At 72.0% G+C, this 21,708-nt stretch carries 22 protein-coding genes; 9 read left to right on the top strand and 13 right to left on the bottom strand.

The window, feature by feature from the left end:
• The first annotated feature begins 67 nt into the window (after window positions 1-67).
• On the top strand, window positions 68-1,087 hold the full coding sequence (locus ABZZ17_RS13125) for a glycosyl hydrolase (RefSeq protein WP_356875173.1): 1,020 nt from the start codon (window positions 68-70) through the stop codon (window positions 1,085-1,087).
• Here ABZZ17_RS13125 and ABZZ17_RS13120 read toward each other — a convergent pair.
• From ABZZ17_RS13120 to ABZZ17_RS13110, 3 genes are all read right to left on the bottom strand, one after another.
• Window positions 1,065-3,407 carry a SpoIIE family protein phosphatase gene (locus ABZZ17_RS13120; protein ID WP_356875171.1) on the bottom strand — a complete coding sequence of 781 codons (2,343 nt, stop codon included), beginning with the start codon at window positions 3,405-3,407 and terminating at the stop codon, window positions 1,065-1,067. The genes ABZZ17_RS13125 and ABZZ17_RS13120 overlap by 23 nt on opposite strands.
• Window positions 3,400-7,935, bottom strand: a complete 4,536-nt coding sequence (locus ABZZ17_RS13115; RefSeq protein ID WP_356875169.1) for a HAMP domain-containing protein — start codon at window positions 7,933-7,935, stop codon at window positions 3,400-3,402. The genes ABZZ17_RS13120 and ABZZ17_RS13115 overlap by 8 nt, the downstream gene beginning before the upstream one ends.
• A gap of 244 nt (window positions 7,936-8,179) precedes the next feature.
• Window positions 8,180-8,500: an STAS domain-containing protein gene (locus tag ABZZ17_RS13110; protein ID WP_356875167.1), complete on the bottom strand. Its 321-nt coding sequence runs from the start codon at window positions 8,498-8,500 to the stop codon at window positions 8,180-8,182.
• Between the two features lie 175 nt (window positions 8,501-8,675).
• Between ABZZ17_RS13110 and ABZZ17_RS13105 the strand changes: the two genes are divergently transcribed.
• The 4 genes from ABZZ17_RS13105 to ABZZ17_RS13090 all read left to right on the top strand — a co-directional run bounded on the left by ABZZ17_RS13105 (window position 8,676) and on the right by ABZZ17_RS13090 (window position 11,367).
• A complete protein-coding gene (locus ABZZ17_RS13105) occupies window positions 8,676-9,215 on the top strand; it encodes a DoxX family protein (protein ID WP_356875165.1) in 540 nt (179 codons plus the stop codon).
• 11 nt (window positions 9,216-9,226) lie between these two features.
• Window positions 9,227-9,640: a hypothetical protein gene (locus tag ABZZ17_RS13100; protein WP_356875163.1), complete on the top strand. Its 414-nt coding sequence runs from the start codon at window positions 9,227-9,229 to the stop codon at window positions 9,638-9,640.
• Window positions 9,641-9,892: 252 nt separating this feature from the next.
• Window positions 9,893-10,330 carry a CS1 type fimbrial major subunit gene (locus ABZZ17_RS13095; RefSeq protein ID WP_356875161.1) on the top strand — a complete coding sequence of 146 codons (438 nt, stop codon included), beginning with the start codon at window positions 9,893-9,895 and terminating at the stop codon, window positions 10,328-10,330.
• Window positions 10,331-10,452: 122 nt separating this feature from the next.
• Entirely contained in the window at window positions 10,453-11,367 is a 915-nt protein-coding gene (locus tag ABZZ17_RS13090) for an NAD-dependent protein deacetylase (RefSeq protein WP_356875158.1), read from the top strand.
• Between the two features lie 23 nt (window positions 11,368-11,390).
• Here ABZZ17_RS13090 and ABZZ17_RS13085 read toward each other — a convergent pair whose 3' ends face one another.
• A complete protein-coding gene (locus tag ABZZ17_RS13085) occupies window positions 11,391-12,239 on the bottom strand; it encodes an aldo/keto reductase (RefSeq protein WP_356875156.1) in 849 nt (282 codons plus the stop codon).
• Window positions 12,240-12,341: 102 nt separating this feature from the next.
• Window positions 12,342-12,698 (bottom strand): hypothetical protein, encoded by a 357-nt coding sequence (locus ABZZ17_RS13080; protein ID WP_356875154.1) that lies wholly within the window; start codon window positions 12,696-12,698, stop codon window positions 12,342-12,344.
• A 191-nt stretch (window positions 12,699-12,889) separates the two neighbouring features.
• Between ABZZ17_RS13080 and ABZZ17_RS13075 the strand changes: the two genes are divergently transcribed.
• Window positions 12,890-13,288 carry an SsgA family sporulation/cell division regulator gene (locus tag ABZZ17_RS13075; protein WP_356875152.1) on the top strand — a complete coding sequence of 133 codons (399 nt, stop codon included), beginning with the start codon at window positions 12,890-12,892 and terminating at the stop codon, window positions 13,286-13,288.
• Window positions 13,289-13,433: 145 nt separating this feature from the next.
• Window positions 13,434-13,904 (top strand): ATP-binding protein, encoded by a 471-nt coding sequence (locus ABZZ17_RS13070; RefSeq protein WP_356875150.1) that lies wholly within the window; start codon window positions 13,434-13,436, stop codon window positions 13,902-13,904.
• Window positions 13,905-13,924: 20 nt separating this feature from the next.
• Here the strand turns inward: ABZZ17_RS13070 and ABZZ17_RS13065 are convergent, their stop codons facing one another.
• Both ABZZ17_RS13065 and ABZZ17_RS13060 read right to left on the bottom strand, forming a co-directional pair.
• Window positions 13,925-14,179 (bottom strand): WhiB family transcriptional regulator, encoded by a 255-nt coding sequence (locus ABZZ17_RS13065; protein ID WP_356875148.1) that lies wholly within the window; start codon window positions 14,177-14,179, stop codon window positions 13,925-13,927.
• 129 nt (window positions 14,180-14,308) lie between these two features.
• Complete coding sequence (locus tag ABZZ17_RS13060) at window positions 14,309-15,220, bottom strand: SigB/SigF/SigG family RNA polymerase sigma factor (protein WP_356875146.1); 912 nt, start codon at window positions 15,218-15,220, stop codon at window positions 14,309-14,311.
• A gap of 251 nt (window positions 15,221-15,471) precedes the next feature.
• Here ABZZ17_RS13060 and ABZZ17_RS13055 point away from each other — a divergent pair, with 251 nt between their 5' ends.
• A complete protein-coding gene (locus ABZZ17_RS13055) occupies window positions 15,472-15,906 on the top strand; it encodes a DUF4190 domain-containing protein (protein ID WP_356875144.1) in 435 nt (144 codons plus the stop codon).
• 88 nt (window positions 15,907-15,994) lie between these two features.
• Here ABZZ17_RS13055 and ABZZ17_RS13050 read toward each other — a convergent pair whose 3' ends face one another.
• Both ABZZ17_RS13050 and ABZZ17_RS13045 read right to left on the bottom strand, forming a co-directional pair.
• Entirely contained in the window at window positions 15,995-16,600 is a 606-nt protein-coding gene (locus ABZZ17_RS13050) for a TIGR03086 family metal-binding protein (protein ID WP_356875142.1), read from the bottom strand.
• A gap of 139 nt (window positions 16,601-16,739) precedes the next feature.
• The gene (locus tag ABZZ17_RS13045) at window positions 16,740-16,985 is read right to left on the bottom strand and encodes a hypothetical protein (protein WP_356875140.1); all 246 of its coding nucleotides are present in this window, start codon (window positions 16,983-16,985) and stop codon (window positions 16,740-16,742) included.
• A gap of 350 nt (window positions 16,986-17,335) precedes the next feature.
• Here ABZZ17_RS13045 and ABZZ17_RS13040 point away from each other — a divergent pair, with 350 nt between their 5' ends.
• Window positions 17,336-17,980, top strand: coding sequence for a hypothetical protein (locus tag ABZZ17_RS13040; protein ID WP_356875138.1), 645 nt, complete (start codon window positions 17,336-17,338; stop codon window positions 17,978-17,980).
• Between the two features lie 12 nt (window positions 17,981-17,992).
• Here ABZZ17_RS13040 and ABZZ17_RS13035 read toward each other — a convergent pair whose 3' ends face one another.
• The 4 genes from ABZZ17_RS13035 to ABZZ17_RS13020 all read right to left on the bottom strand — a co-directional run bounded on the left by ABZZ17_RS13035 (window position 17,993) and on the right by ABZZ17_RS13020 (window position 21,476).
• The gene (locus tag ABZZ17_RS13035) at window positions 17,993-18,763 is read right to left on the bottom strand and encodes a LuxR C-terminal-related transcriptional regulator (protein WP_356875136.1); all 771 of its coding nucleotides are present in this window, start codon (window positions 18,761-18,763) and stop codon (window positions 17,993-17,995) included.
• A 31-nt stretch (window positions 18,764-18,794) separates the two neighbouring features.
• Entirely contained in the window at window positions 18,795-20,498 is a 1,704-nt protein-coding gene (locus tag ABZZ17_RS13030; protein ID WP_356875134.1) for an amidohydrolase, read from the bottom strand.
• A 137-nt stretch (window positions 20,499-20,635) separates the two neighbouring features.
• Window positions 20,636-21,058 (bottom strand): ATP-binding protein, encoded by a 423-nt coding sequence (locus ABZZ17_RS13025; RefSeq protein ID WP_356875132.1) that lies wholly within the window; start codon window positions 21,056-21,058, stop codon window positions 20,636-20,638.
• A 70-nt stretch (window positions 21,059-21,128) separates the two neighbouring features.
• Window positions 21,129-21,476: an STAS domain-containing protein gene (locus tag ABZZ17_RS13020; RefSeq protein ID WP_356875130.1), complete on the bottom strand. Its 348-nt coding sequence runs from the start codon at window positions 21,474-21,476 to the stop codon at window positions 21,129-21,131.
• Window positions 21,477-21,708 lie beyond the last annotated feature (232 nt).

The raw sequence follows: 21,708 nt of genomic DNA, 5'->3' as shown, positions 1-21,708 counted from the left end.
CGGGAGTCGGATGAGATGCCTAACGTCACTGCCAGACACATCGGTCCGCGGATCTTGTGGAGGCACCATGTCCCGTCGGAGCCGCTGGCTGGTGGGCGCCTGCACCAGTACGGTCGCCGCCGGCCTGCTCGTCACCGGGGGCGCCGTCACGGCACCGCCGCGAGAAGGTCCCCGCGGTGACGTCGCGGGCGAGGTCGCCGTGGGCGCCTATCTCCACTACGGCTCGCCCGGGGTCGAAAGGATGCAGAAGCTCTCGCAATGGCTCGGGGGCGCCGAGCTGCGCGCCGGGCACACCTACCTGCCCGGCGACACCTGGTCGAACATCGAGGGCGCACCCGATTCCCTGCGCAGCTGGGCACGGTGGCGCAAGGCGCGGGCCGATCGGCTCTTCGTCCTGAACGTGCCCATGCTGGAGCACAACGAGGCCGGGGTCCCCGACGGCCGGGTCGCCGAGCTGCTGCGCTCCGGCGCCCGGGGCGAGTACGACCACCACTTCCAGCGGCTGGCCCGGCGGCTCGTCGGCCTCGGGGTGCCGGACACGGTCATCGTGCTGGGCTGGGAGATGAACGGCTTCGACTACACCCACCGGTGCCGGCCGGACCCGGAGAACTGGAAGAGGTACTGGCGGCGCATCGTGGCCGCCATGCGCTCGGTCGAGGGGCAGCGCTTCCGTTTCGACTTCGCCCCGAACCGCGGCGGTGACGCGATCGCCTGGACCCGGTGCTACCCCGGCGACGACGTGGTCGACGTCATCGGCATGGACAGCTACGACCAGCCGCCGGGCCGTACCTTCGACGAGTACGTCACGCAGCCCTACGGACTCCAGCGGCAGGTCGACTTCGCGAAGGCGCACGGCAAGCGGATCTCGTATCCCGAATGGGGGCTGTTCCGCAACGGCGACAACCCCGGTTACATGCGGCGCATGCTGGCGTGGATCGCCGAGCACGAGCCGCTGTACCACAGCATCACCGACTACTGCCCGCACGGTGTGTGGCAGTGCGCCCAGAACCCGCGCTCCGCACGGGTGTTCCGGGAGTCCCTGTCGCCCGACGGGCCCGGGCGGGTCAGCGCACCTGCACCCCGATGAGGCAGGTGTCGTCATCGGTGTCGGAAGCGCTGTAGGTCAGCAGGTTGTCGAGGCGCTTCTCCAGTGAGCCCCCGGACCGCGAGGCCACGGCGAGGAGCTGCGCCAGCGTGTCCGTCACGGAGACGTCCCGGCGTTCGACGAGGCCGTCGGTGTACATGAGGAGGATGTCCTCCCGCTCCAGCTGCACCTCCTCTTCCGTGAACTCCACGTCGGGTAGGGCTCCGAGCAGGAGTCCCGGGGTCAGGGGGAAGGCCAGGGCGTGGTCGCCGCGTACCAGGACGGGCGGCAGGTGGCCGGCGCGGGCCCAGCGCAGGGTGCGGGTGGCCGGGTCGTAGATTCCGCACACGGCGGTCGCGGTGAGCTGGCCGGTGAGGTGGTGGGCGACCCTGTTCAGCCAGGAGAGCAGCTGGGCGGGGCCGGCGCCGGTGACGGCGAGCCCCCGCAGGGCGTTGCGCAGGACGACCATGCCGGTCGCGGCGTGGATGCCGTGCCCGGCGACGTCCCCGACGCTGAGGAGGATCTTGTGGTCGGGCAGGACGACGGAGTCGTACCAGTCGCCGCCGACGAGGGACTGGGTTTCGGCCGGGCGGTAGCGCACGGCGATGCGGATGCCGGGGACCTCCAGCGGGGCGGGTGCGGGAGGCATGATCGCGTGCTGGAGCTGAAGGGCGAGCTTGGTGCGGTCCGCGGATTCGGCCTCGCTGTCGGCGAGCTGGTCGCGGGTGGCCGCCAGCGCGACCTCGGTCCAGTGCTGTGACGAGACGTCCTGGCAGGCTCCTCGGACGGAGTACAGGCGTCCGTGCTGGTCCAGGACCGGTTCCGCCACCATGCGGATGTGGCGGATGATGCCGTCGGCGCGCTTGAGGCGGAAGTCCACGGAGGACTCCCGGAGCGTGTGCAGCAGGGTGCGCAGGAACCGCCCGATCGAGTTGACGTCGTGGGGGTGGGCGTGGCCGGCCAGTTCCTCCAGGGGAATCGGGGAGGCCGTCGCCGGCAGGCCGAACAGGGCGTAGAGCTGGCCGTTCCAGCTGATTTCGCCGGTGTTGACGTTCTGCTCGAAGCCGCCGACCCGGCCCAGGCGCTGTGCGTGCTGGAGGAGGCTGGCGAGTCGCGCGGTCTCGTCCTCGATCTTCCAGATCAGGAGGAGGGCCGTGCCGTGCCGGGTGATGCTCACGTCGGCGACGGAGGTGAGCGGGACCTCGTCGACGACGGCCGTCAAGGTGGTGCGCGGTGCCTGGCAGGGCTCGCCGGTGGCGTACACGCGTTCCAGCTTCGAGAAGAGTCCGTCGTCCTCCGCGGCCGCGGGGTAGGCCTCCAGGAAGTGCGTACCGGTGACCATGGAGCGGGGGCGTCCGGCGGGGTCGACGAACCGGTGGTTGGTGTGGTGGATGTGGAAGTCGGCCAGCCGTCCGGCGGAGTCGAGGCGGGGCGCGAGGACCAGGACGGGGTCGTACAACTGGTCGGCCAGGTCGGCGAGTTCCGCGATGCCCGCGAGGTCCGGTGCACCGGGAGCGAGGGGTGCGGGGGCGGGGGAACCCTCTTCCAGGGTGTGGGCGCACAGTTCGGCGAGGGCTTCCAGCTGGCGCAGGATCCGGGGCTGGCGCGGCGGCGCTGATTCCGGCCAGCTCGCTTCCAGTACGCCGATGATGCGTCCGCCGGTCCCGGCGGGGACCATGACGCGCCCGCCGTTGGGGTGGTGCCGCCTTCCTATGGTGGGGATGCCCGAGTCGGCGAGGCAGTCCACGACCGTGAGTTCCCGCCTGGTCAGTGCCAGCCGTGCGCAGGTGGCCACTTCCGGCGGGACGTGGCGCCAGCGGTCGGCGTCCTGTGCGGTGAATCCGGCCTGGCCGACGAGCGCGAGCGAGGAGTCCGGTGCCACCGACCAGATCGCGACGGCCTGGGCGCCCAGGGCTCGGAGCGCGTTGTCCAGCAGGGCGGCGGCGACGGCTTGCGCGTCGGTGGCCGCGAGCACGCGGCTTTCCGCGGCCCTCAGCCGAATGGCCGGTGCCGTGTCGCCGTCGGCGGCGGGTTCTCCGTCGGCGGCCTTGAGGAACAGCTGTGCGGCCTCGCTGACGTGGTCGCGGGAGGCCTGGTTGATGATGTCCACCGCCAGGGCGAGGACGGTCACGTTCGCCCGTTCCGCCAGCTTGGCCAACTGCCGGGAGGCCTCGCCGGGGCCGCACCCCAGGCGTCCCACGAGGACGCCCTTGGCGAGTTCGACGAGGGCGCGCCCGTCGGCGGCTTCCTGGGCCTCCAGGGCCTCTTGGCGCAGCCGCTCGACGGTGGCGGCCAGCCGGCCCACCTCGGCAGAGTCAGGCACGGGGGGCTCCCGGGGCGTCCTGGGGCAGGAGCCACTGGCGGAGCCGGTCGACGAGGTCGTTCGCGTCGACGGGCTTGGTGATGTAGTCGCTCGATCCGGCGGCGATGCTCTTGTCCCGGTCGCCCGGCATGGCCTTGGCGGTGACCGAGATGATGGGCAGGTCGGCGTACTGGGGCATCCGCCGGATCTCCGCCGTCGCGGCGTAGCCGTCGAGTTCGGGCATCATGACGTCCATCAGGATCAGGTCGATGCCGGGGGTGCTCGTCAGGGATTCGATGCCCTTGCGGCCGTTCTCGGCGTGCAGGACGCGCATGCCGTGGAGTTCGAGGATGCCGCTGATGGCGTACAGGTTGCGCGGGTCGTCGTCGACGACCAGGACGGACTTGTCCGCGAGGCTGGCGTCGACCCGGGCGTGGTCCGACGGGAGCGGGCCGCCCGCGGACCGCACGAGGGGAAGGACGTCGCGCAGCCGGTCGACCGACAGGTGCAGGGTGATCCGTTCGCGCAGTTCGTCCAGGCTGGCGAGTACTTCCAGGCGCTGTCCCGTCGCGTGCCGGGCGACCTCGTCCTGAAGCTCTCCCGTCATGCGCCGGTTGTCGTGGGCGAGGACCGGCAGGGAGGCCAGGGCCGTGTCTCCGGCGAGAGCCCTGAGGAAGGTCAGGGCTTCATCGCCGGCGCCCAGTTCGAGGACCACGCAGTGGAAGGGTGTCTGGGCGAGCATCGTGGCCGCTTCCGTCGCGGTCACGGCCGTCATGACCTCGACCCGCTCGGCCGCGTCGACGGCGGGCCGTCCGGCGGTCAGGTCCGAAGCGGCGCTCTCGGCGACGAGACTGAGGAGCCCGTGGGGGCGTTCCTCGATCACCAGGAGCCGACGGGGGTGACGTTCGTCCCCGGCCGGGCCCGCGCCGGCGGCGTCGGCCGCGGAGTCCTCGACGGATCCGGGCGGGCTCACCTCCGCGGGGGCCCCCGCGTTCTGCTCGGGTACGTCGGTGTCCCGCGAGACGGGCAGGTACAGCGTGAACGTCGACCCCACGCCGGGTGAGCTGGTCGCCGTGACGGCGCCGCCGAGGAGCCGGGCGATCTCCCGGGTGATGGACAGGCCCAGGCCCGTACCTCCGTACTTGCGGCTGGTCGTGCCGTCGGCCTGCTGGAACGCGGCGAAGATCACCTCCAGCTGCTCCTCGGCGATACCGATGCCCGTGTCGGCGACCTTGAAGGCCACCACCGATCCGGAGCGCTCCAGTTCCGGGGGGAGCTCGGCGGCGTGCGCCGGCTCGATCCGGACCTGGACCCGGCCGCTCTCGGTGAACTTCACCGCGTTGGACAGCAGGTTGCGCAGGATCTGCTGGAGCCTCGCGTCATCGGTGAGCAGGTCCACCGGCACGCCCGGGGCGGTCACGATGTCGAATTCGAGGCCCTTTTGGGTGGTCAGCGGGCGGAAGGAGGCTTCCACGTAGGCGAGGAGGTTCTTGAGGGACACCCGCTCCGGGTTGATGTCCATCTTGCCCGCCTCGACCTTCGACAGGTCGAGGATGTCGTTGATCAGCTGGAGGAGGTCGGAGCCGGCGGAGTGGATGATGCCGGCGTATTCGACCTGCTTCGGGGTCAGGTTGCGGCCGGGATTCTGGGAGAGCAGCTGGGCGAGGATCAGCAGGCTGTTGAGCGGGGTGCGCAGTTCGTGGCTCATGTTGGCCAGGAATTCCGACTTGTACTTCGAGGCCAGGGACAACTGCTGGGCCCGGTCCTCCAGTTCCTGGCGCGCCTGCTCGATCTCCAGGTTCTTCGTTTCGATGTCCCGGTTCTGCGTGGCGAGGAGGGCGGCCTTCTCCTCCAGTTCGGCGTTGGACCGCTGGAGCTCGTCCTGCTGGACCTGCAGCTGTTCCGAGCGGGCCTGCAACTCGCCGGTGAGGCGCTGGGACTCGCCGAGGAGTTCGTCGGTGCGGGCGTTGGCGACGATGGTGCTGACGTTGACGCCGACCGTCTCCATCAGGCGGCCGAGGAAGTCGCGGTGCACGGGCGTGAACGACGTGAAGGAGGCGAGTTCGATCACGCCGAGGACCTGGTCCTCGACGAGGATGGGCAGGACGATCAGGTTGGCCGGAGCCGCGCCGCCCAGCCCGGACGAGATCAGGTAACCGGGCGGTACGTTCTCGGTGCTGAGGATGCGCCGGCTGCGGGCCGCCTGGCCCACCAGGGTCTCGCCGCTGCGCACCCGCCGGGCGGCCGGGCTGCCGGCGGGCCGGCCGAAGGACCCGATCAGGGTGAGCCAGGTCTCCCCGTCGGTTTCCTCGGCGAGGTAGAAGGCTCCGTAGCTGGCTTCGACCAGGGGGGTCAGTTCGTCCATGACGAGTTCGGCGACGACCGCCAGGTCGCGGTGGCCCTGCATCAGGCCGGAGATCTGCGCCAGGTTCGACTTGAGCCAGTCCTGTACCTGATTGGCGCGGGTCGTCTCGCGGAGCGAGCCGACCATGGAGTTGATGTTGTCCTTGAGCTCGGCGACCTCGCCGGAGGCGTCCACGGTGATCGAGCGGGTGAGGTCGCCCTCGGCGACCGCGCTGGCCACTTCGGCGATCGCGCGAACCTGCCGGGTCAGGTTGCCGGCGAGTTCGTTGACGTTCTCGGTCAGCCGCTTCCAGGTACCGGAGACGCCTTCGACCTCGGCCTGGCCGCCGAGGCGGCCCTCGCTGCCGACCTCGCGGGCCACGCGCGTGACCTCGGCGGCGAAGGAGGACAGCTGGTCGACCATCGTGTTGATGGTCGTCTTCAGCTCCAGGATCTCGCCCCGGGCGTCGACGTCGATCTTCTTCGACAGGTCGCCGTTGGCGACCGCCGTGGTGACGAGGGCGATGTTGCGGACCTGACCGGTGAGGTTGTTCGCCATGGAGTTGACGTTGTCGGTGAGGTCCTTCCAGGTCCCGGCGACGTTCGGGACGCGGGCCTGGCCGCCGAGCCGGCCCTCGGTACCGACCTCCCTCGCGACGCGCGTGACCTCGTCCGCGAACGCGGACAGGGTGTCGACCATCGTGTTGATGACGCCGGCCAGCGCCGCGACCTCGCCCTTGGCCTCGACCGTGATCTTCTGCGAGAGGTCACCGCGGGCCACGGCCGTGGCCACCTGGGCGATGGAGCGCACCTGTCCGGTCAGGTTGGACGCCATCACGTTGACGTTGTCCGTCAGGTCCTTCCAGGTACCGGACACCCCGCGGACGGTGGCCTGACCCCCGAGGTTGCCCTCGGTACCGACCTCGCGGGCGACGCGCGTGACCTCGTCGGCGAACGCGGAGAGCTGGTCGACCATCGTGTTGATGGTCTCCTTCAGCTCCAGGATCTCGCCCCGGGCGTCGACGCGGATCTTCTGCGACAGGTCGCCCTGCGCCACCGCGGTGGTCACCTCCGCGATGGAACGGACCTGCGCGGTGAGGTTGTCGGCCATGAAGTTCACCGAGTCGGTCAGGTCACGCCAGGTGCCGGAGACCCCCTTGACGTCCGCCTGCCCGCCCAGCCGGCCGTCCGTACCCACCTCGCGGGCGACGCGCGTGACCTCGTCGGCGAACGCGGAGAGCTGGTCGACCATCGTGTTGATGGTGGTCTTCAGTTCCAGGATCTCGCCCCGGGCGTCGACCCGGATCTTCTGCGACAGGTCGCCCTGCGCCACCGCGGTCGCGACCTCCGCGATCGAACGGACCTGCGCGGTGAGGTTCCCGGCCATGAAGTTCACCGAGTCGGTCAGGTCACGCCAGGTGCCGGAGACCCCCTTGACGTCCGCCTGCCCGCCCAGCCGGCCGTCCGTACCCACCTCGCGGGCCATGCGCGTGACCTCGTCGGCGAACGCGGAAAGCTGGTCGACCATCGTGTTGATGGTGTTCTTCAGCTCCAGGATCTCGCCCCGGGCGTCCACGGCGATCTTCTGCGACAGGTCGCCCTTGGCGACCGCGGTGGTCACCTGCGCGATGTTGCGGACCTGGTCGGTCAGATTGCCGGCCATGAAGTTCACCGAGTCGGTCAGGTCACGCCACACGCCGGCCACGCCGGGCACCTCTGCCTGGCCGCCGAGCCGTCCTTCGCTGCCGACCTCGCGTGCCACGCGGGTGACTTCGTCAGCGAAGGAGGACAGCTGGTCGACCATCGTGTTGACGGTGTCCTTCAGCTCCAGGATCTCGCCCCGGGCCGCCACGTCGATCTTCTGCGACAGGTCTCCGCGCGCGACGGCGGTGGCGACCTGGGCGATGTCCCGGACCTGGGTGGTGAGGTTGCCGGCCATGGCGTTGACGGAGTCCGTCAGGTCGGCCCACGTCCCGGACACGCCCGGTACGACGGCCTGACCGCCCAGGGTTCCCTCGGTGCCGACCTCCCGGGCGACGCGGGTCACTTCCGAGGTGAACAGCGAGAGCTGGTCGACCATGCCGTTGAAGACGGTGGCGATCTCCCCCAGCAGCCCGTCGACCTCGTCGGGCAAGCGGGTGCCGAAGTCACCATCGCGCACGGACGTCAGTCCGGCCAGGAGCTGGCGGAGCTGCTGCTCGCCCACCGCCCCCGAAGCCCTTGTGTTCGTCGCCGCATCCGCCGGCTTGACCATTCCTGCCCCATCTCCGTCTGACCAGGCCGTACTCGACGCGTCGAGCATCCCTCGGAAAGGCTAAACCACGACCTCTCCCCTCCCGGCCGCGACGGAGCGCACGGGCGGGCGGCGGGATCGTCCGTGCACCGGCCTCCCCCGGCCCGGCGACGGGTGGGGCGGTGTTCCGTGGTCCGGAGCGGGGCCGGCGGCCCCGTCAGCCGGTCCGGCCCGTGCCGTCGCGGATCTCGAACAGGGCCAGCGCTCCCGTCATCTCCAGCAGCCGGCGCAGCTGGTTCGGCAGCGGGCCCGCCAGCGCCAGCGGACGGGAGTTGCGCAGCCGGATCAGGACGTTGAGGAAGGCCGAGTCGGCGAAGGTCACCCGCGCGACGTCGACGACCACGAGCGCGGCCCCGGCCCCCTCCCGGGCGCAGGCGGCCGCCAGCACACCGGACGTGTCCAGGTCGAACTCCCCGCAGCAGACGACCACGACCGTGCCGTCCGCCCCGGAGCAGACCTTCACCTGCGGCGTCTCCATGCTGCCTCCCGTCTCCGGGGCACGGACCCCGCCCCCCAGAGACCGTACGGCCTTCCTCGCGTTCCACCGCACCCCGTCGCGAGTGACGCCGAACACCCGGCCCCCCGCGGACCTCCTCGGGCAGACGTGCCGGTCCGGACCGGATGGACGGGCCGGCTCTGGGCAGCAGCGGAACATGGCTGTCCTACGAAAGCTCGCCCGCCCCCTGCTCGCCGCCCCGTTCGTCACCGGCGGACTGCGCACCCTGCGCCGCCCCGAGGCCGTCGCGGAGGCCGCCGGGCCCGTCCTGCGTGCCGCCGCCGGGCGCGTCCCGGCCCTCGCCGGGGATCCGCGGCAACTGGTACGCGTCAACGCCACGGTCCAGGCCGCCGCGGGTCTGCTGCTCGCGACGGGACGCGCCCCGCGCCTCGCCGCCCTGACCCTCGCCGCCACGGTGGTGCCGGCCTCCCTGGCCGCACACGCCTTCTGGACCGTGGAGGACCCGGATGAGCGCTCACGGCAGCGCGCTCGCCTCCTGACCGACCTCTCCGCGGTGGGAGGGCTCCTCATCGCCGCCGCGGACACCCACGGCAGGCCCTCGTTCGCCTACCGCTCCCGGCACGCGTTCGACCGCCGGCACCCGGTACGGGCCGTCCGCCGGCCCGCGGAGGCGGTCGCGGCGAAGACGGCCCGCCGCGCCAGGACGATGACCGCCGCCCTCACCGGCTCCCACTGACGGCGGGCGCCATGACAGACCCCCGACGTACCGACCGACGACCGTCCGCCGGCCCGCCGCCGCGGCCCGCCGCGCTCGGCCCGCGGCTCCTCACGGAGACCCTGGCCGCCGTGCGGAGACGCGGTGCCCGGCGCCGAGGTGCCTCCGGCGCCGCGGCGAGCTGCGCGGGCGCCGCCGAGCAGCAGTCGTGCTCCGGCCGGGAGGGCGGGTACGGAGCGGGTACCGCGGGCCGGCCGCGGTGCCGGGACACCCGCCCCGGCACCGCCGACGCCCGCGAGCGGGCCCGCGAAGCGGTCGCGTCCCGTACCACCGGCCCCGGCGACCTGGCCTCGCTCCTCGCCATGCTGGACCTGCCTCCCCGGCCCGGCGGGAAGCGGGCCCGGCCCGGGGACGACGGCGGCCGCCCGGGGCGCGACACCGCGTAGTCGGGCCGGCCCGGCGGCGGGCGGGTACGTCCGTGCGGGTGGTAGCCGTCGCGAGTGGCGTAGTCGTCCGCTGCGCCGCCGTCGCGGCGGGCAGGAATGGCGAGGCCCGTGCCCCCTGGAGACGAGGAGCTGACGCCCCATGCTGGAGCGGACCCGGCGCGAGAAGCGCACCGAGATCACGTTCGTCCCACCCGCCGGTCATGCGGCCCGCGCGGTCACCGGTTCCCCCGCCTTCGGGTTCGGGGGACGGCCGTGAGCGAAGCACACATCAAGATCCGCACCGAGTCCGGTGGAGACCTGTCGCTGGTACGGCCCGGCGCGGAACCGCTGCCGGAGGTGACCGAGGTAACGCTCCAGGCCGGTTCGGGGCTGCGTCCCCACGTGGAACACGTCCGCCTCCTCGCCTCCGACACCTCCAGGGACGTCGCGGTACGGCTGGCCCACGAGCCGTCCTTGCTGCGCACCCTCGGAGGCGCCTCCAAGGCCCTGCCGCTCGGCGTGGAACTGGGCGGCCGAGCGCTGTCCCTCGCCGCGGTGGTCTTCAGCGCGGCCGAGCTCTTCGCGGACTCCATCGTCCCGGGTGCGTCGGTGGTCCTGCCGCTGGAGATCACCCAGACCCGGCCCGGCGACCCCGGAGAGGGACTCTACGAGGCCATCATCTCCCTCGTGATCAAGCAGCCCGTCGCCTGACCGCAGGGGCGCGACCACGGGGTCGGATCCACCGCGCGGCACCGGTGCGGACCGGCTCGGCACGGCCCGCCCGGGTTGCGGGGTCTTGCGCCGGTGCCCCGGCCGTTCCGTACGCTGGCGGCATGCGCATGCGCCCCACCTTGAGCTGGACGCCCACCGAGGACCTGCGGCCCGGCAGCACGGATCCGGAGCCGGTCGCCGACGCGCTGCGGGCCGGAGGAGTGCTGGTGCTCAGCGGCGCGGGCCTCTCCACGGAGTCGGGCATCCCCGACTACCGGGGGAAGGGCGGCAGCCTGAGCCGGCACACCCCGATGACCTACCAGGAATTCACCGCCGACGCCCGGGCCCGTCGCCGGTACTGGGCGCGCAGTCACCTCGGCTGGCGGACCTTCGGCCGCGCCCGGCCCAACACCGGGCACCGGGCCGTGGCGGCGTTCGGGCGGCACGGCCTGCTCTCGGGTGTGATCACCCAGAACGTCGACGGCCTGCACCAGGCCGCCGGGAGCGAGGGCGTGGTGGAACTGCACGGAAGCCTGGCCCGGGTCGTGTGTCTGTCCTGCGGCGCTTCCAGCCCGCGCCGTGAACTCGCCCGGCGGCTCGAAGAGGCCAATGCAGGCTTCCGGCCGGTGGCCGCCGGACTGAACCCCGACGGTGACGCCGACCTCACCGACGACCAGGTCGGTGACTTCCGCGTCGTGCCCTGCTCGGAGTGCGGCGGCGTCCTCAAACCGGACGTGGTGTTCTTCGGCGAGGCCGTTCCCCCGCAGCGGGTCGCGCACTGCCGCGAACTGGTGGGCCGGGCGACCTCACTGCTGGTCCTGGGGTCTTCCCTGACGGTGATGTCCGGGCTCCGGTTCGTCCGTCAGGCAGCCCGGACCGGCAAGCCCGTGCTGATCGTCAACCGGGACCCGACCCGCGGCGATCACGAGGCCGTCACCCGGGTCGCCCTGCCCCTGGGCGCGACCCTCACCGCCGTGGCCGACCGACTGGCCGTCCCCCTCGACGGCCACCACCGGCCGCCGGACGGCCCCCGCTGACGGCAGCCGGCCGACGGCGCGGATCAGCTGTCGAGGGTGGCGTTGCCGAGGCGGCTGACCATGGCCGGGTCGCGGTGGTCGAAGAACACGGACGCCCCGGTGTCCAGGGTGGCGATGGCGGTCATCTGGTCGGCGGTGAGCTCGAAGTCGAAGACGTCGAGGTTCTCCGCCATGCGCTCGGCCCGGACCGACTTCGGAATCACGACGACGTCCCGCTGAACGAGCCAGCGCAGTACGACCTGCGCCACCGACTTGCCGTGCGCGGCGGCGATCTTGCCGAGCTCCGGGTGGGTGAAGAGGCCGTTGCGGCCCTCGGCGAAGGGACCCCACGACTCGATCTGCACGCCGCGCCCGCGCATGAGCTCCTGATCGGCGGTGCGCTGGTGGAAGGGGTGGGTCTCGACCTGGTTGACCGCCGGGGTGACCTCGTTGTGGTCGATCAGGTCCACGAGCCGGTCGCCGTGGAAGTTCGAGACGCCGATGGCCCGGGTGAGGCCCTGCCGGTGCAGGGCTTCCATGGCGCGCCAGGATCCGTACACGTCACCGTAGGGCTGGTGGATCAGGTACAGGTCGAGGTGGTCGAGGCCGAGCTTGCGCAGGGAGGTCTCGAACGCGCGCCGGGTCCTGTCCTCGCCGGTGTCGGAGACCCACAGCTTGGTGGTGACGAACAGCTCCTCGCGCGGAATGCCGCTGGCCCTGATCGCCCGGCCCACGGCCTCCTCGTTGCCGTACGCGGCCGCGGTGTCGAGCGAGCGGTATCCGGCGGCGAGGGCGTCGCCGACGGCCCGCTCGGTCTGCTCGGGCGGGATCTGGTAGACGCCGAAGCCGAGGACGGGCATCTCGACGCCGTTGTTCAGGGTGACGGTCCGCATGCAAGGGTCCTTACGTACGTTCGGGCGGGCGGGTGTCGGCGCTCGAGCCCCGTCCGGACCCGTCGGCACCGCGGTGCCGGCGGGTCCGGCCGTCGTGAGGGGTCAGTCGGAGTAGCTGAAGTCGCCCATGGTCCAGGCACTGACGCCCTCGATCGCGACCCGGTACATCCCGCCGGTCTCCGGGATCCCCACGGTTCCCTGAAGGATCCGCGCCACGTGGAAGTGCAGGTGCGTGGGCGGTCCCTCCTTGCGTGCCGTCGAGGTGAAGATGGCGGAGAACTCGCTCAGCCGGGCGGAATCCGTGAGGACCTCCGACACCCGTTGCCGCCACACGGCTTCGGGAGCCAGGCGACCGGTGATGACGGCACCGCCGGTGACCACGGTCAGGGACATCTGATTGCTTTGCCCGGACTCCACCAGTGCGGCGACGTCCACGAGCAGTTCGTCAGGCTTCGACATGAGAGCCGATTCTATTCTCCTGCCCGGGCCGGCGGCCCGTCGATCGCGACACTCGGCCGAGGTCTGCGGGGCGTTCGCGCCACCGTGCGGGCCGCGTGATTCATCCGGATGGGGCAGCGTGCTCCGCCGCGGCGGGGGCACACGAGCAGCGGCTGAGCAGCCCGTCCCTGGAGGCCCGTTTGCTGTCGTGTGTGTCCGCCCTGGTCGCTGTCCGTCTCCAGCCGGCCTTCGGGAGCGACGTTCCGCTCGTCGCCCGCTTCTCCTACGCCCGCGTCGACCCGTACGCGGTGCGGGTGGAATTCCTCGCCGAGGACACCGCACTGCCGTCCTGGTGCTTCGACCGTCAGATGCTGGCCGAGGGCCTCCACCGCCCGGTGGGCGAGGGGGAGGTCACCTTCCGGCCGCAGTGGACGGATGGCGGCGAGGCCCTCCGCATCGGGCTGCGCGACTTCCCTGACGGGCGGGGCGCGGTCCTCCTCGCCGGAGTCCGGGCGGTCACCGGATTCCTGGAGGCGACGTACGCCGTCACCGCGCCGGGGTCCGAGACCTTCGATGCCGACGGACTCCTCGAAGAGCTCTTGGACCGCTGACCCGTCCGGGGGCGGCCCCGGGACGACGAGGTCCCGGAAGAAGAGGTCCCGGAAAGAACTCGGACGGTGGGATTGTCGGCCCGGTTCCGTAGGGTGTTGGGACACAGGCACCCAGGGCAGTCGCCCGGCAGGCAAGGCGGACCACATGAACCAGGCAGCGGAGGGCGAGTACCAGCGGATGCGGGCGGGCCGCCCGGTATCGGTCTCCGCGGCGTTCGAGGGCACCGAGACCATCGGCCAGGCCCGTGACCAGGCCCGGTCGTTCCTGGCCGACCTGCGGCACACGCACGGGCTCACCGTGTCCGAAACCGCCACGGACCTGGTCGAGCTGGTGGTCAGCGAGCTGGTGACGAACACCCGCAAGTACGCCCCCGGCCCCTACCTGCTCAGCCTCGAACTCCGGGACGGCCTCGTCGAGGTGAGCGTGTGGGACAGCAATCCCTCCCTGCCGTCGATCTCGCCGCCCGACCCCTACCGCGTCGGCAGGCACGGGCTGGAGATCGTCATGGCCACCGCCCAGAGCTTCCGCATCCAGCGGGAGACCGTCGGCAAGAGCATCACCGCGTCCGTCTCACTGACCGACCCGTCGGACCGGGACTCCGATCACCGGTCCTGAAGAGCCGCGCGAGGCGCGGGTCAGCGCGTGTCCCGGGCGCGGGCCCGGGCCTCGCGCCGCCTGACGGTCCGTCGTTCCTCTTCGCTCATGCCTCCGCAGACGCCGAGGTCCTGGCCCCCTTCGAGCGCCCACCGAAGGCACTCCGCCATGACGGGGCAGCGGTGGCAGACCGCCTTGGCCTCCTCGACCTGCAACAGGGCCGGGCCGCTGGAGCCCACCGGGAAGAACAGGTCGGGGTCTTCCCATCGACAGGCGGCTTCGTCGCGCCAGTTCATCGTCGTACCTCCATCCACTGTGTGCACGTCGTCGTCCTCCACCCTCCTGACCGGTCCCGGCCGGTCCATGCGCTTGCGCGGCGGCTCTCGGGAACACGGGGAGGTCGGCGGGGCCGGGGTCAGCCGGGGTCAGTCGGCGAGCATGCCCTCGCGGAGACGGGTGAGGGTTCGGGTGAGGAGCCGGGAGATCTGCATCTGGGAGATCCCCAGACGGGCACCGATCTGCGCCTGAGTCATCTCCTGCCCGAAGCGCATCTGCAGGATCAGCTTCTCGCGCCCTTCGAGCTTCTCCAGCAGCGGGGCGAGGCTGTGGATGTCCTCGAAGAGTTCCATGGCCGGGTCCTCGCTCCCGAGCACGTCGGCCAGGGGGCGCGGAGCGGTGTCGGAGGATTCGTCCTGGTCGCTGTCGAGGGACTGGCTGGAGTGGCCGTTGGCGGCGACCAGCCCCTCGATCACCTCTTCGTCACTGAGTCCCATGTGCTCGGCGAGCTCACGGACCGTCGGCGCGCGGTCGAGGACGGTGCTGAGGTCCTCCTTGCCCCGCGCCAGTTCGATGCGGAGTTCCTGTAGGCGTCGCGGGACGCGGACGGCCCAGGTGGTGTCGCGGAAGTGCCGCTTGATCTCCCCGGTGATGTAGGGGAGGGCCAGGGTCACGAACTCGTTGCCGAGGGCCGGGTCGAAGCGGTCGATGGCCTTGATCAGGCCGATGGTGCCGACCTGGATGATGTCGTCGATGTCCGTGCCGTCGGTGCGGTTACGGAAGCGCCGCACCGCGAAGTGGACCAGGGACAGGTTCATCTCGATCAGCGTGTTGCGGACGTACTGGCGCTCGGGGGTGCCCTCGTCCAGGGTGCGGAGCCGCTCGAAGAAGGTCTTGGAGAGGGCCCGGGCGTCGGCGGGGGCGACCTCGCGGGGCTCGGCGACGCGCGGAAGCCGCTCGGCGTACTCCACGGTGGTGGCCTCCGCGGTGATCTCCGCCACGGTCTCGACCGCACCGGTCACGGACTGCGTGGTGACGGGCTGCGTGGTGACGGCGTTCATTGCAACTCCCCGAGGTACTCGACTTTGTCACCGGAGGCTCCCCCCGGACGCCGCTGCCTGTGCGGCTGCTGCCCCTAGAGCATCGCCGCTCGACACACACCCGTCAAGCAATACGTGAAATGAATTTCGCGAGTTCGGCTGCCGTGTACGGGCCTTGCCGGGTTTGCGGTGGCCGCTGCGTGGCAGACGGGCGGAACACCACTGCTCCGCAACCGAGTTGCCCATCAGCCGATCCGTGAAGGGACCACCCCGTGTCCGACGTGTACCGCTCCCCGGACAGCACCGGCACTGACGCCGGCGCCCACCCCGCCCCCGCGCACGCCCCCACGCACGCCCCCGGGAAGCAACGCAACGGCCTGGCCGTGGCCGCGTTGGTCACCGGTATCGCGTCCCTGCTGCTGCTGTGGCTGTGGTTCGTGGGCATCCCGCTGGCCCTGGTCGCCATCGGTCTCGGCGTGGCGGCCCTCCGCAGAACCCGGAGCGGCGCCGGTGGTCGCGGTAAGGCCATCACCGGCCTCACCCTCGGCGCCGTCACCGTGGTCCTCGCGGGAATCCTGATCGCCGTCGGGGCGTCCGTCCTCAACTCCGACGAGGGCAGGAACCTGCGGTCCTGCCTGAACGACGCCCGGACGCAGCAGGAGCAGCAGGACTGCTCCGACCGTTTCAGCGACGACATCGGCAACTGAGGCAACCGACCCGACGCCCGCCTGGCCCGACGCCCCCTGGCCCGCCGTCCCGCGCCGTTCCCCGAGCCAGGGTCAGGCGGGCGTCGGGTCAGGCGGGCGTCGGCGGTGTCCAGCCCGGATCGCGCCCGCTCAGCCCGACCGCCCGGTCCAGCAGCGGAGCGTCGTCCGGTACGGGCACGACGGGACCGAAGATGCCCCCGCCCCGGTCCTCGTCCTCGGCGGCCTCCAGCAGGAACGCGTACGAGGCTTCCAGCGCGGCCCGGTCGGGCGCGTACTCCTGGCCGGTTGCCCGCGCCAGGTCCCATCCGTGCAGGACCAGTTCGTCGACGGCCACCGCGGCCGCGATGTCGCCGGGCAGGTCGATGCCGCCCGCGCGGGTCATGCCGGTCCAGGCGGCCGGATCGTTCCAGGCTTCGGCCAGCTCACCGAGGACCCGGGGCAGCTCCTCGCGCCAGCCCGCGGGCAGGGGGTGGGGAGCGGCCGAGTCGGGGGCCGTGTCCGTCGTGGGGCCCAGGTCCTTGCCGGCGGCGTCGCGGAACGCGACCGCCAGGTGGGTGAGGTGGCCCAGCAGGTCTCTGACCTCGTACGCGGGGCAGGGAGTCGGGTCGGCGAGCCGGGCGTCCGGGACGCCCTCCGCGAGGCGGGCCACGATCCGGGCTTGCGGTCCGAGGTCGAGGGTCGTCGTGTCGGTCATCTGCCGCTCCTCCGGGACGCTGGGTCTGCAGGGTAGACCGGCGGCGGAGCCCGGACTCATCGCGACGCGGGCGGGACGTCCGCCCGGGTGTCCCCAGAGGTGCGGCGACGAGGAAGAGCGGGGTCACCCGTCGTCGACGTCACTGTTCGTCGTCACGTCCGGCCTTGCGGGGGCGGTCGGACTCGGGGGTGCGGTCGGCATCCTCCCCCGCAGCTGCGTCGTGTCCCCCCTCGGCGCGGGCGCGGTCCACGCGGTCCGGGTCGGCGGGCGGGCCGGCGCCCGGGCCGGTCCGCGACGGCGCTCCCGGCGGGCGGCCGTGTTCGTCAACCATGGCTCCCTCGTCGGGGAGCAGCACCGGGCGCGGGTTCGGGTCCTTCCGGCCCATGGTCCACCGCCTTCCTCGCTTTACCCCGGCGCCTGCCCTGGGGCGCCCGCCGGAAACGTGTCGGTGGCTCGCCGCCCCGCTCGCGGCCGTGTCCGTCTCCTCGTGCCGCCATTCGGTTCCCGGCCTCACCCCGCACGGGTGACCCGACGGACCGGCATCCGGTCTCCGCCAGAAAATGCGTGCGATGTTCGTCCACGGTTGCGAGACAGCCGCGGACCCGACCCGTTCAGCACCTCGTGTGCACCGATTCGACGCGCCGGTGCTCGCGCCGGACCGGGGAGGGTCCGTCATCCCTGCACGCACGGGCCGGCCCAGCGCGGGCCGGTCCTCGGTGACGACGGAGCACACACATGACAACCCTCACTTGGGCGGCACGCTGCGTGGCGGCCGTTTCCGGCGCGGTACTCGCCGGAACGCTCCTGGCGCCCGCCGCGGCAGCACACCAGGGCCCCGACCCCAAGGCCCCGGCCAAGCAGGCGGCGAAGAAGCAACCCGCCAAGAAGCAACCCGCCAAGAAGCAGCCGGTCAAGAAGCAGCCCACCAAGAAGCAGCCGGTCAAACAGGCGCCGAAGCCGGCCCCGGCGCGGCCCGCACCGGTCACGGAGCCGGGGGCGAGCGAACTGGCGACGGGCACCAAGTGCACCACCTCCCGCGACGTCAGCTCCACGGTGGTCGACTTCGTTGCTTCCGGGCTCTTCGAGACGGTGTTCCGCTCCGCCACGGACGAGCAGGGGCACGCGTTCCTCAACGACAGCCGCAACCCCGGCGTCTGGATCAACCTCGCACTCGTCCCCGGCGCCCCCCGCTGCGTCTACGACACCTCCGTCGCGGTCACGGAGGAGAGCCCCGGCCACCTGTTCATCACGCTGCTGGCCAGCGACGGCACCTTGCACCAGGCCACCTGCGCCACCAACAGAAACGCCCCCTTCACCCCGTCGAACCTGCCCACCGCCTGCGCGCCCGGCTTCACCACCCTGCCGGACACCCCCGTCTGATCCCGCCGCGCGTCAGCGGGACGGTTCGATTCCCCACGCGGCGGCCCGGGCTGCGGCCGCCGCGCGGTTGGGAACGTCCAGCTTGGCGAGGATGTGCTCGATGTGGGTCCCCACGGTGCGCGGTGTGATGTACAGCCGCCCGGCGATCTCCCGGTTGGTGCGGCCGGTCGTCAGTTCGGACAGCACCTGGAGCTCGCGCGGCGAGAGCCCGCCGGGCCGCCGCGCTTCCACGGCTGGTTCGGCGGCGGCCCGCTCGGCCGGCGGTACCGCCCGGGGGGCGACGGTCGCGGCGAGGGCCTCGGTGAGGAGGGTGACCACGGCGCGCGCCGGATCGGGTGTGCGCCGTGACCGCCGGGTGCTGACGTTCAGCATGCCCACGTACCCGCCGTCGGCGGTGAACAGGCACTGGGCGACGCCGTCCTCGATGCCGAGGGGGCGCAGCACCTCCTGGAAGCCCGGGGACGCCGCCAGGAGCTGCCGGGGGACGTCCTTCATCCAGAGACCGCCCCGGGCCGGGCTCCGGAGTACGGAGAACACGGGGTCGTCGTGGAGGCGGGTCTCGATGTAGGCCGTCGCCTCCTGCGGATAGCTCCCGGCCAGCGTGGTGTGGCGGCGGCGCAGCGGGTCCCACCGGGTCAGGGAGGCGTGGTCGTACTCCATCACCTCGGACAGCGCCGCCAGGACCGTGTCGACGCCGGTCTCGCCGCTGGTGGCGCTCCTGGCGGCCTCGCGGACGTGTACGGCCGCGTCCAGGATGTCCGCCGTGCTCCGCTCCGCTGCCATGCCCCCATGATGATCATGTGTCTGGAATACGTCAATCGCGCAGGGTGTCGTGTACGACCTGCCCGTCCACGACGGTGAGGACGACGGGCATCCGCGGGATGTCGTGGGGGTCGGCGGCGAGCAGGTCCCCGTCGAGCACGCAGAGGTCGGCGACCTTGCCGGGCTCCAGGGAGCCCTTCCAGTCGTCGGCGAAGTCCTGCCAGGCCGCCTCGATCGTGTAGGTACGGATCGCCTCGGCCAGACCGATGCGCTGCTCGGGACCGCTGACCCGGCCTCCGGCCTTCGATTCGCGCAGCACCATGGTGGCGACGCCCTGGCGCCAGTCCGGGTACGTGACGGGGGCGTCCGATCCGCTCGCGACCCGTACGCCGGCGTCGATGGCGTCGCGGTAGGGCCATGCGTAGGCGGCCCGTTCGGGGCCGACGAACTCCTCCTCCATGTCGGCGACGGTCCACTTGATGGTGGGGTTCATGTTGACGCCGAGGCCGTGCGCGGCCAGCACTTTCATGCTGTGCGCGGTGAGGAAGTCGCCGTGGATGACGTAGTGGCGGGGGTCGGACCGCGGGTGTTCGGCGATGGCCGTGGCGAAGGCGTCCGCGACGGTGTCGATGGCCCGGTCTCCGGTGACGTGGACTCCCAGCTGATGGCCGCGGGTGTGGGCCTGCCGGATCATGGCGTCGATCTCGGCGGTCCGGTCGGTGTCGGTCTCACCGCCGACGGACAGGGAGCCGCAGCCGCCGCCGACGTACGGCTCGTGCATCCAGGCCGTCTTGTTGGGGACGATGCCGTCGGCGAAGATCTTGACGCCGTGGATCGCGAGGCGGCGGGGATCGGCGTCGCCGGGCTCGCCGAGTGCGGTGAGGGAGCGGGTGAACTCCTCGGCGGTGCTCGCCATTCCGGTGGGCAGGAGCAGGACGCCGACACGGGCGGTCAGTTCGCCGTCGGCGAGCAGTCGGCGGTAGACGTCGAGGGTCTCCGCGCCGAGCGCTCCCCGCATGATGCCGTCGCCGCCGGGGCCGAGACCGGGCTCGGTGTAGCTGGTCACGCCGAGCCGGGCGAGGGTGGCGAGGGTCGACCTGATCGCGTCCGTCCGCTCCTGGCGGCTGAGCGCGGGCAGGGCGTTCTGGACGAGGGCCTGGGCTCCCTCGTGGAGCAGCCCGGTCGGCTCTCCCTCCTCGTCCACGACGACGGCCCCGCCGGGCGGCGCGACGGTGTGCCGGTCGACCCCGATGAGCTCCAGGGCCTTGGAGTTGACCCAGGTGGCGTGGCCGGAGAAGGAGTACAGGACGACGGGGTGGTCCGGGCTCACCGCGTCGATGTCGCGCCGCGAGGGCAGCCGGGACGGGTCGGCGGCGCACTCGGCGAGGTAGCCGGTGTCCCAGCCGTGTCCCGTGATCCACTGCCCGTCCGGAACCCGCCCGACGGCCTCCCGTACGGCCTCGGCCACGTCCGCGAGGGAGGACACGGCGGGGTGGGCGAGTTCGAGGGAGAGCGGGGGCGTCGCCATGCCGAAGGCACATCCGTGCAGATGGGAATCGTTGATTCCGGGAAGCAGTGTCGCCCCCCGCAGGTCGATGACGCGGGTGCGGGGTCCGACGAGCGGCGCGACGTCGTCCCGTCCGCCGACGGCACTGATGAGCCCGTCGGTCACCGCCAGGGCCGAGGCCACGGAGAACTGCGCGTCGACGGTGACCACCCGCCCGCCGAGGAATACCAGATCCGCATACGTGTCCACAGAAGGTCCTTTCGGGATGCGGGGGCCCCTACGGCCGCCCGCGTACATCTCCCGAAGATCATGGCCAGGGCCCGTCTCCCGGCACATCGGTCATCCCACCGATACGCGCTCCCGTCCCGAGGGGCGGCGCCCCGTCGTCACAGGAGGCGCAGGGCGGTGGTGATGGTCTTGCCGTCGGGGTGGCTGTGGATCTCGACGTGTTCGGCGAGTTGCCGGATGAGGGGCCATCCGTAGCCGCCCGGGTGGTCCGGTGTCCCCGTACGGGCGACGGGGTGCCGGGGGTTGGTGTCGCTCACGGACAAGTGCAGGACGTCGTCCGTGATGTCGCCGTGGAAGGCGGTGATGCCGCCGCCGTGGCGGATCGCGTTGGTGACGAGCTCCGAGGTGATCAGGAGCGCGTCCGCGGCCGTCACGCCGTCGAGCCCGATGCCCGCGCGCAGCAGCAGGTCGGCGACCCTGTCGCGGGCCGCGGAGGCCGTGGCCGGCGTGGCGCCGGCCGTGGGGTGGCCCTCGCTCCCCCGCGTGGATCCCCATGTGTCGTCAGCCGTGGGCGGGTTCATACCGTCATCGCCTGCCCGGAGTCGTGCGGGGCATGCGGCCGCACGCCCGTCCGCACGGTGAACGTCGTGGTCAGCATGTCATCGCGGTCTCCAGGCTGTCCGTCATGCGGAACGCGGATCCGGTGCCGGTGACGTCGAACAGCCTGCGGACCGACGCCTGCAGCGGGCCGGCGAGGACGAACGCCGATCCCGCCGCCTCGTGGATCTTCCGGGCGTCGAGCAGGGCGTGAAGGGCGTAGGAGTCCGCGAAGCGTGTCCGCGCGAGGTCCACGACCGTACGCGGAGAACCACTGGCCGCGGCCTCGGCGAGGGTCCGGGCGAGGGCGGGTGCGCTGTCCTCGTCCACGTCCCCGCGCAGGTGGACGACAGTTATGCCTTCGAGCGTGGTCGTGGTGACCACCGGTTCGTCTCCGATCACGCCGACATCCTCCTACACCACGGACCACGTTGCGGCACAGCACCCTCGATCGTGGCGTTCCGAATCCTCTGGCGAAAGGGGATCCGAAGGAGGAGATGTGTCGTTCCCGTGTGCATGCGGTGCGGGACGCCCCGGTGAGGGGGACTCGGTTTGCGGGGGCGGGACGGATGGAGGATGGTTGCCGGAAGGCAAGGATCCTTTCTAGGCGATGAGGTGAGGGGTTCGCACAGCG

Origin of the sequence: Streptomyces sp. NPDC006512 (assembly GCF_040611935.1) — a bacterium.
GTDB lineage: Bacteria > Actinomycetota > Actinomycetes > Streptomycetales > Streptomycetaceae > Streptomyces.
This window is presented reverse-complemented; position numbering and strand designations above follow the sequence as displayed.

Excerpts from the sequence above, each read along its gene's own strand:
- ABZZ17_RS13125 (WP_356875173.1), top strand. The coding sequence starts at position 68 with ATGTCCCGTCGGAGCCGCTGGCTGGTGGGCGCCTGCACCAGTACGGTC.
- ABZZ17_RS13110 (WP_356875167.1), bottom strand. The coding sequence starts at position 8,500 with ATGGAGACGCCGCAGGTGAAGGTCTGCTCCGGGGCGGACGGCACGGTC.
- ABZZ17_RS13105 (WP_356875165.1), top strand. The coding sequence starts at position 8,676 with ATGGCTGTCCTACGAAAGCTCGCCCGCCCCCTGCTCGCCGCCCCGTTC.
- ABZZ17_RS13100 (WP_356875163.1), top strand. The coding sequence starts at position 9,227 with ATGACAGACCCCCGACGTACCGACCGACGACCGTCCGCCGGCCCGCCG.
- ABZZ17_RS13090 (WP_356875158.1), top strand. The coding sequence starts at position 10,453 with ATGCGCATGCGCCCCACCTTGAGCTGGACGCCCACCGAGGACCTGCGG.
- ABZZ17_RS13085 (WP_356875156.1), bottom strand. The coding sequence starts at position 12,239 with ATGCGGACCGTCACCCTGAACAACGGCGTCGAGATGCCCGTCCTCGGC.
- ABZZ17_RS13080 (WP_356875154.1), bottom strand. The coding sequence starts at position 12,698 with ATGTCGAAGCCTGACGAACTGCTCGTGGACGTCGCCGCACTGGTGGAG.
- ABZZ17_RS13070 (WP_356875150.1), top strand. The coding sequence starts at position 13,434 with ATGAACCAGGCAGCGGAGGGCGAGTACCAGCGGATGCGGGCGGGCCGC.
- ABZZ17_RS13065 (WP_356875148.1), bottom strand. The coding sequence starts at position 14,179 with ATGAACTGGCGCGACGAAGCCGCCTGTCGATGGGAAGACCCCGACCTG.
- ABZZ17_RS13060 (WP_356875146.1), bottom strand. The coding sequence starts at position 15,220 with ATGAACGCCGTCACCACGCAGCCCGTCACCACGCAGTCCGTGACCGGT.
- ABZZ17_RS13050 (WP_356875142.1), bottom strand. The coding sequence starts at position 16,600 with ATGACCGACACGACGACCCTCGACCTCGGACCGCAAGCCCGGATCGTG.
- ABZZ17_RS13045 (WP_356875140.1), bottom strand. The coding sequence starts at position 16,985 with ATGGGCCGGAAGGACCCGAACCCGCGCCCGGTGCTGCTCCCCGACGAG.
- ABZZ17_RS13040 (WP_356875138.1), top strand. The coding sequence starts at position 17,336 with ATGACAACCCTCACTTGGGCGGCACGCTGCGTGGCGGCCGTTTCCGGC.
- ABZZ17_RS13035 (WP_356875136.1), bottom strand. The coding sequence starts at position 18,763 with ATGGCAGCGGAGCGGAGCACGGCGGACATCCTGGACGCGGCCGTACAC.
- ABZZ17_RS13025 (WP_356875132.1), bottom strand. The coding sequence starts at position 21,058 with ATGAACCCGCCCACGGCTGACGACACATGGGGATCCACGCGGGGGAGC.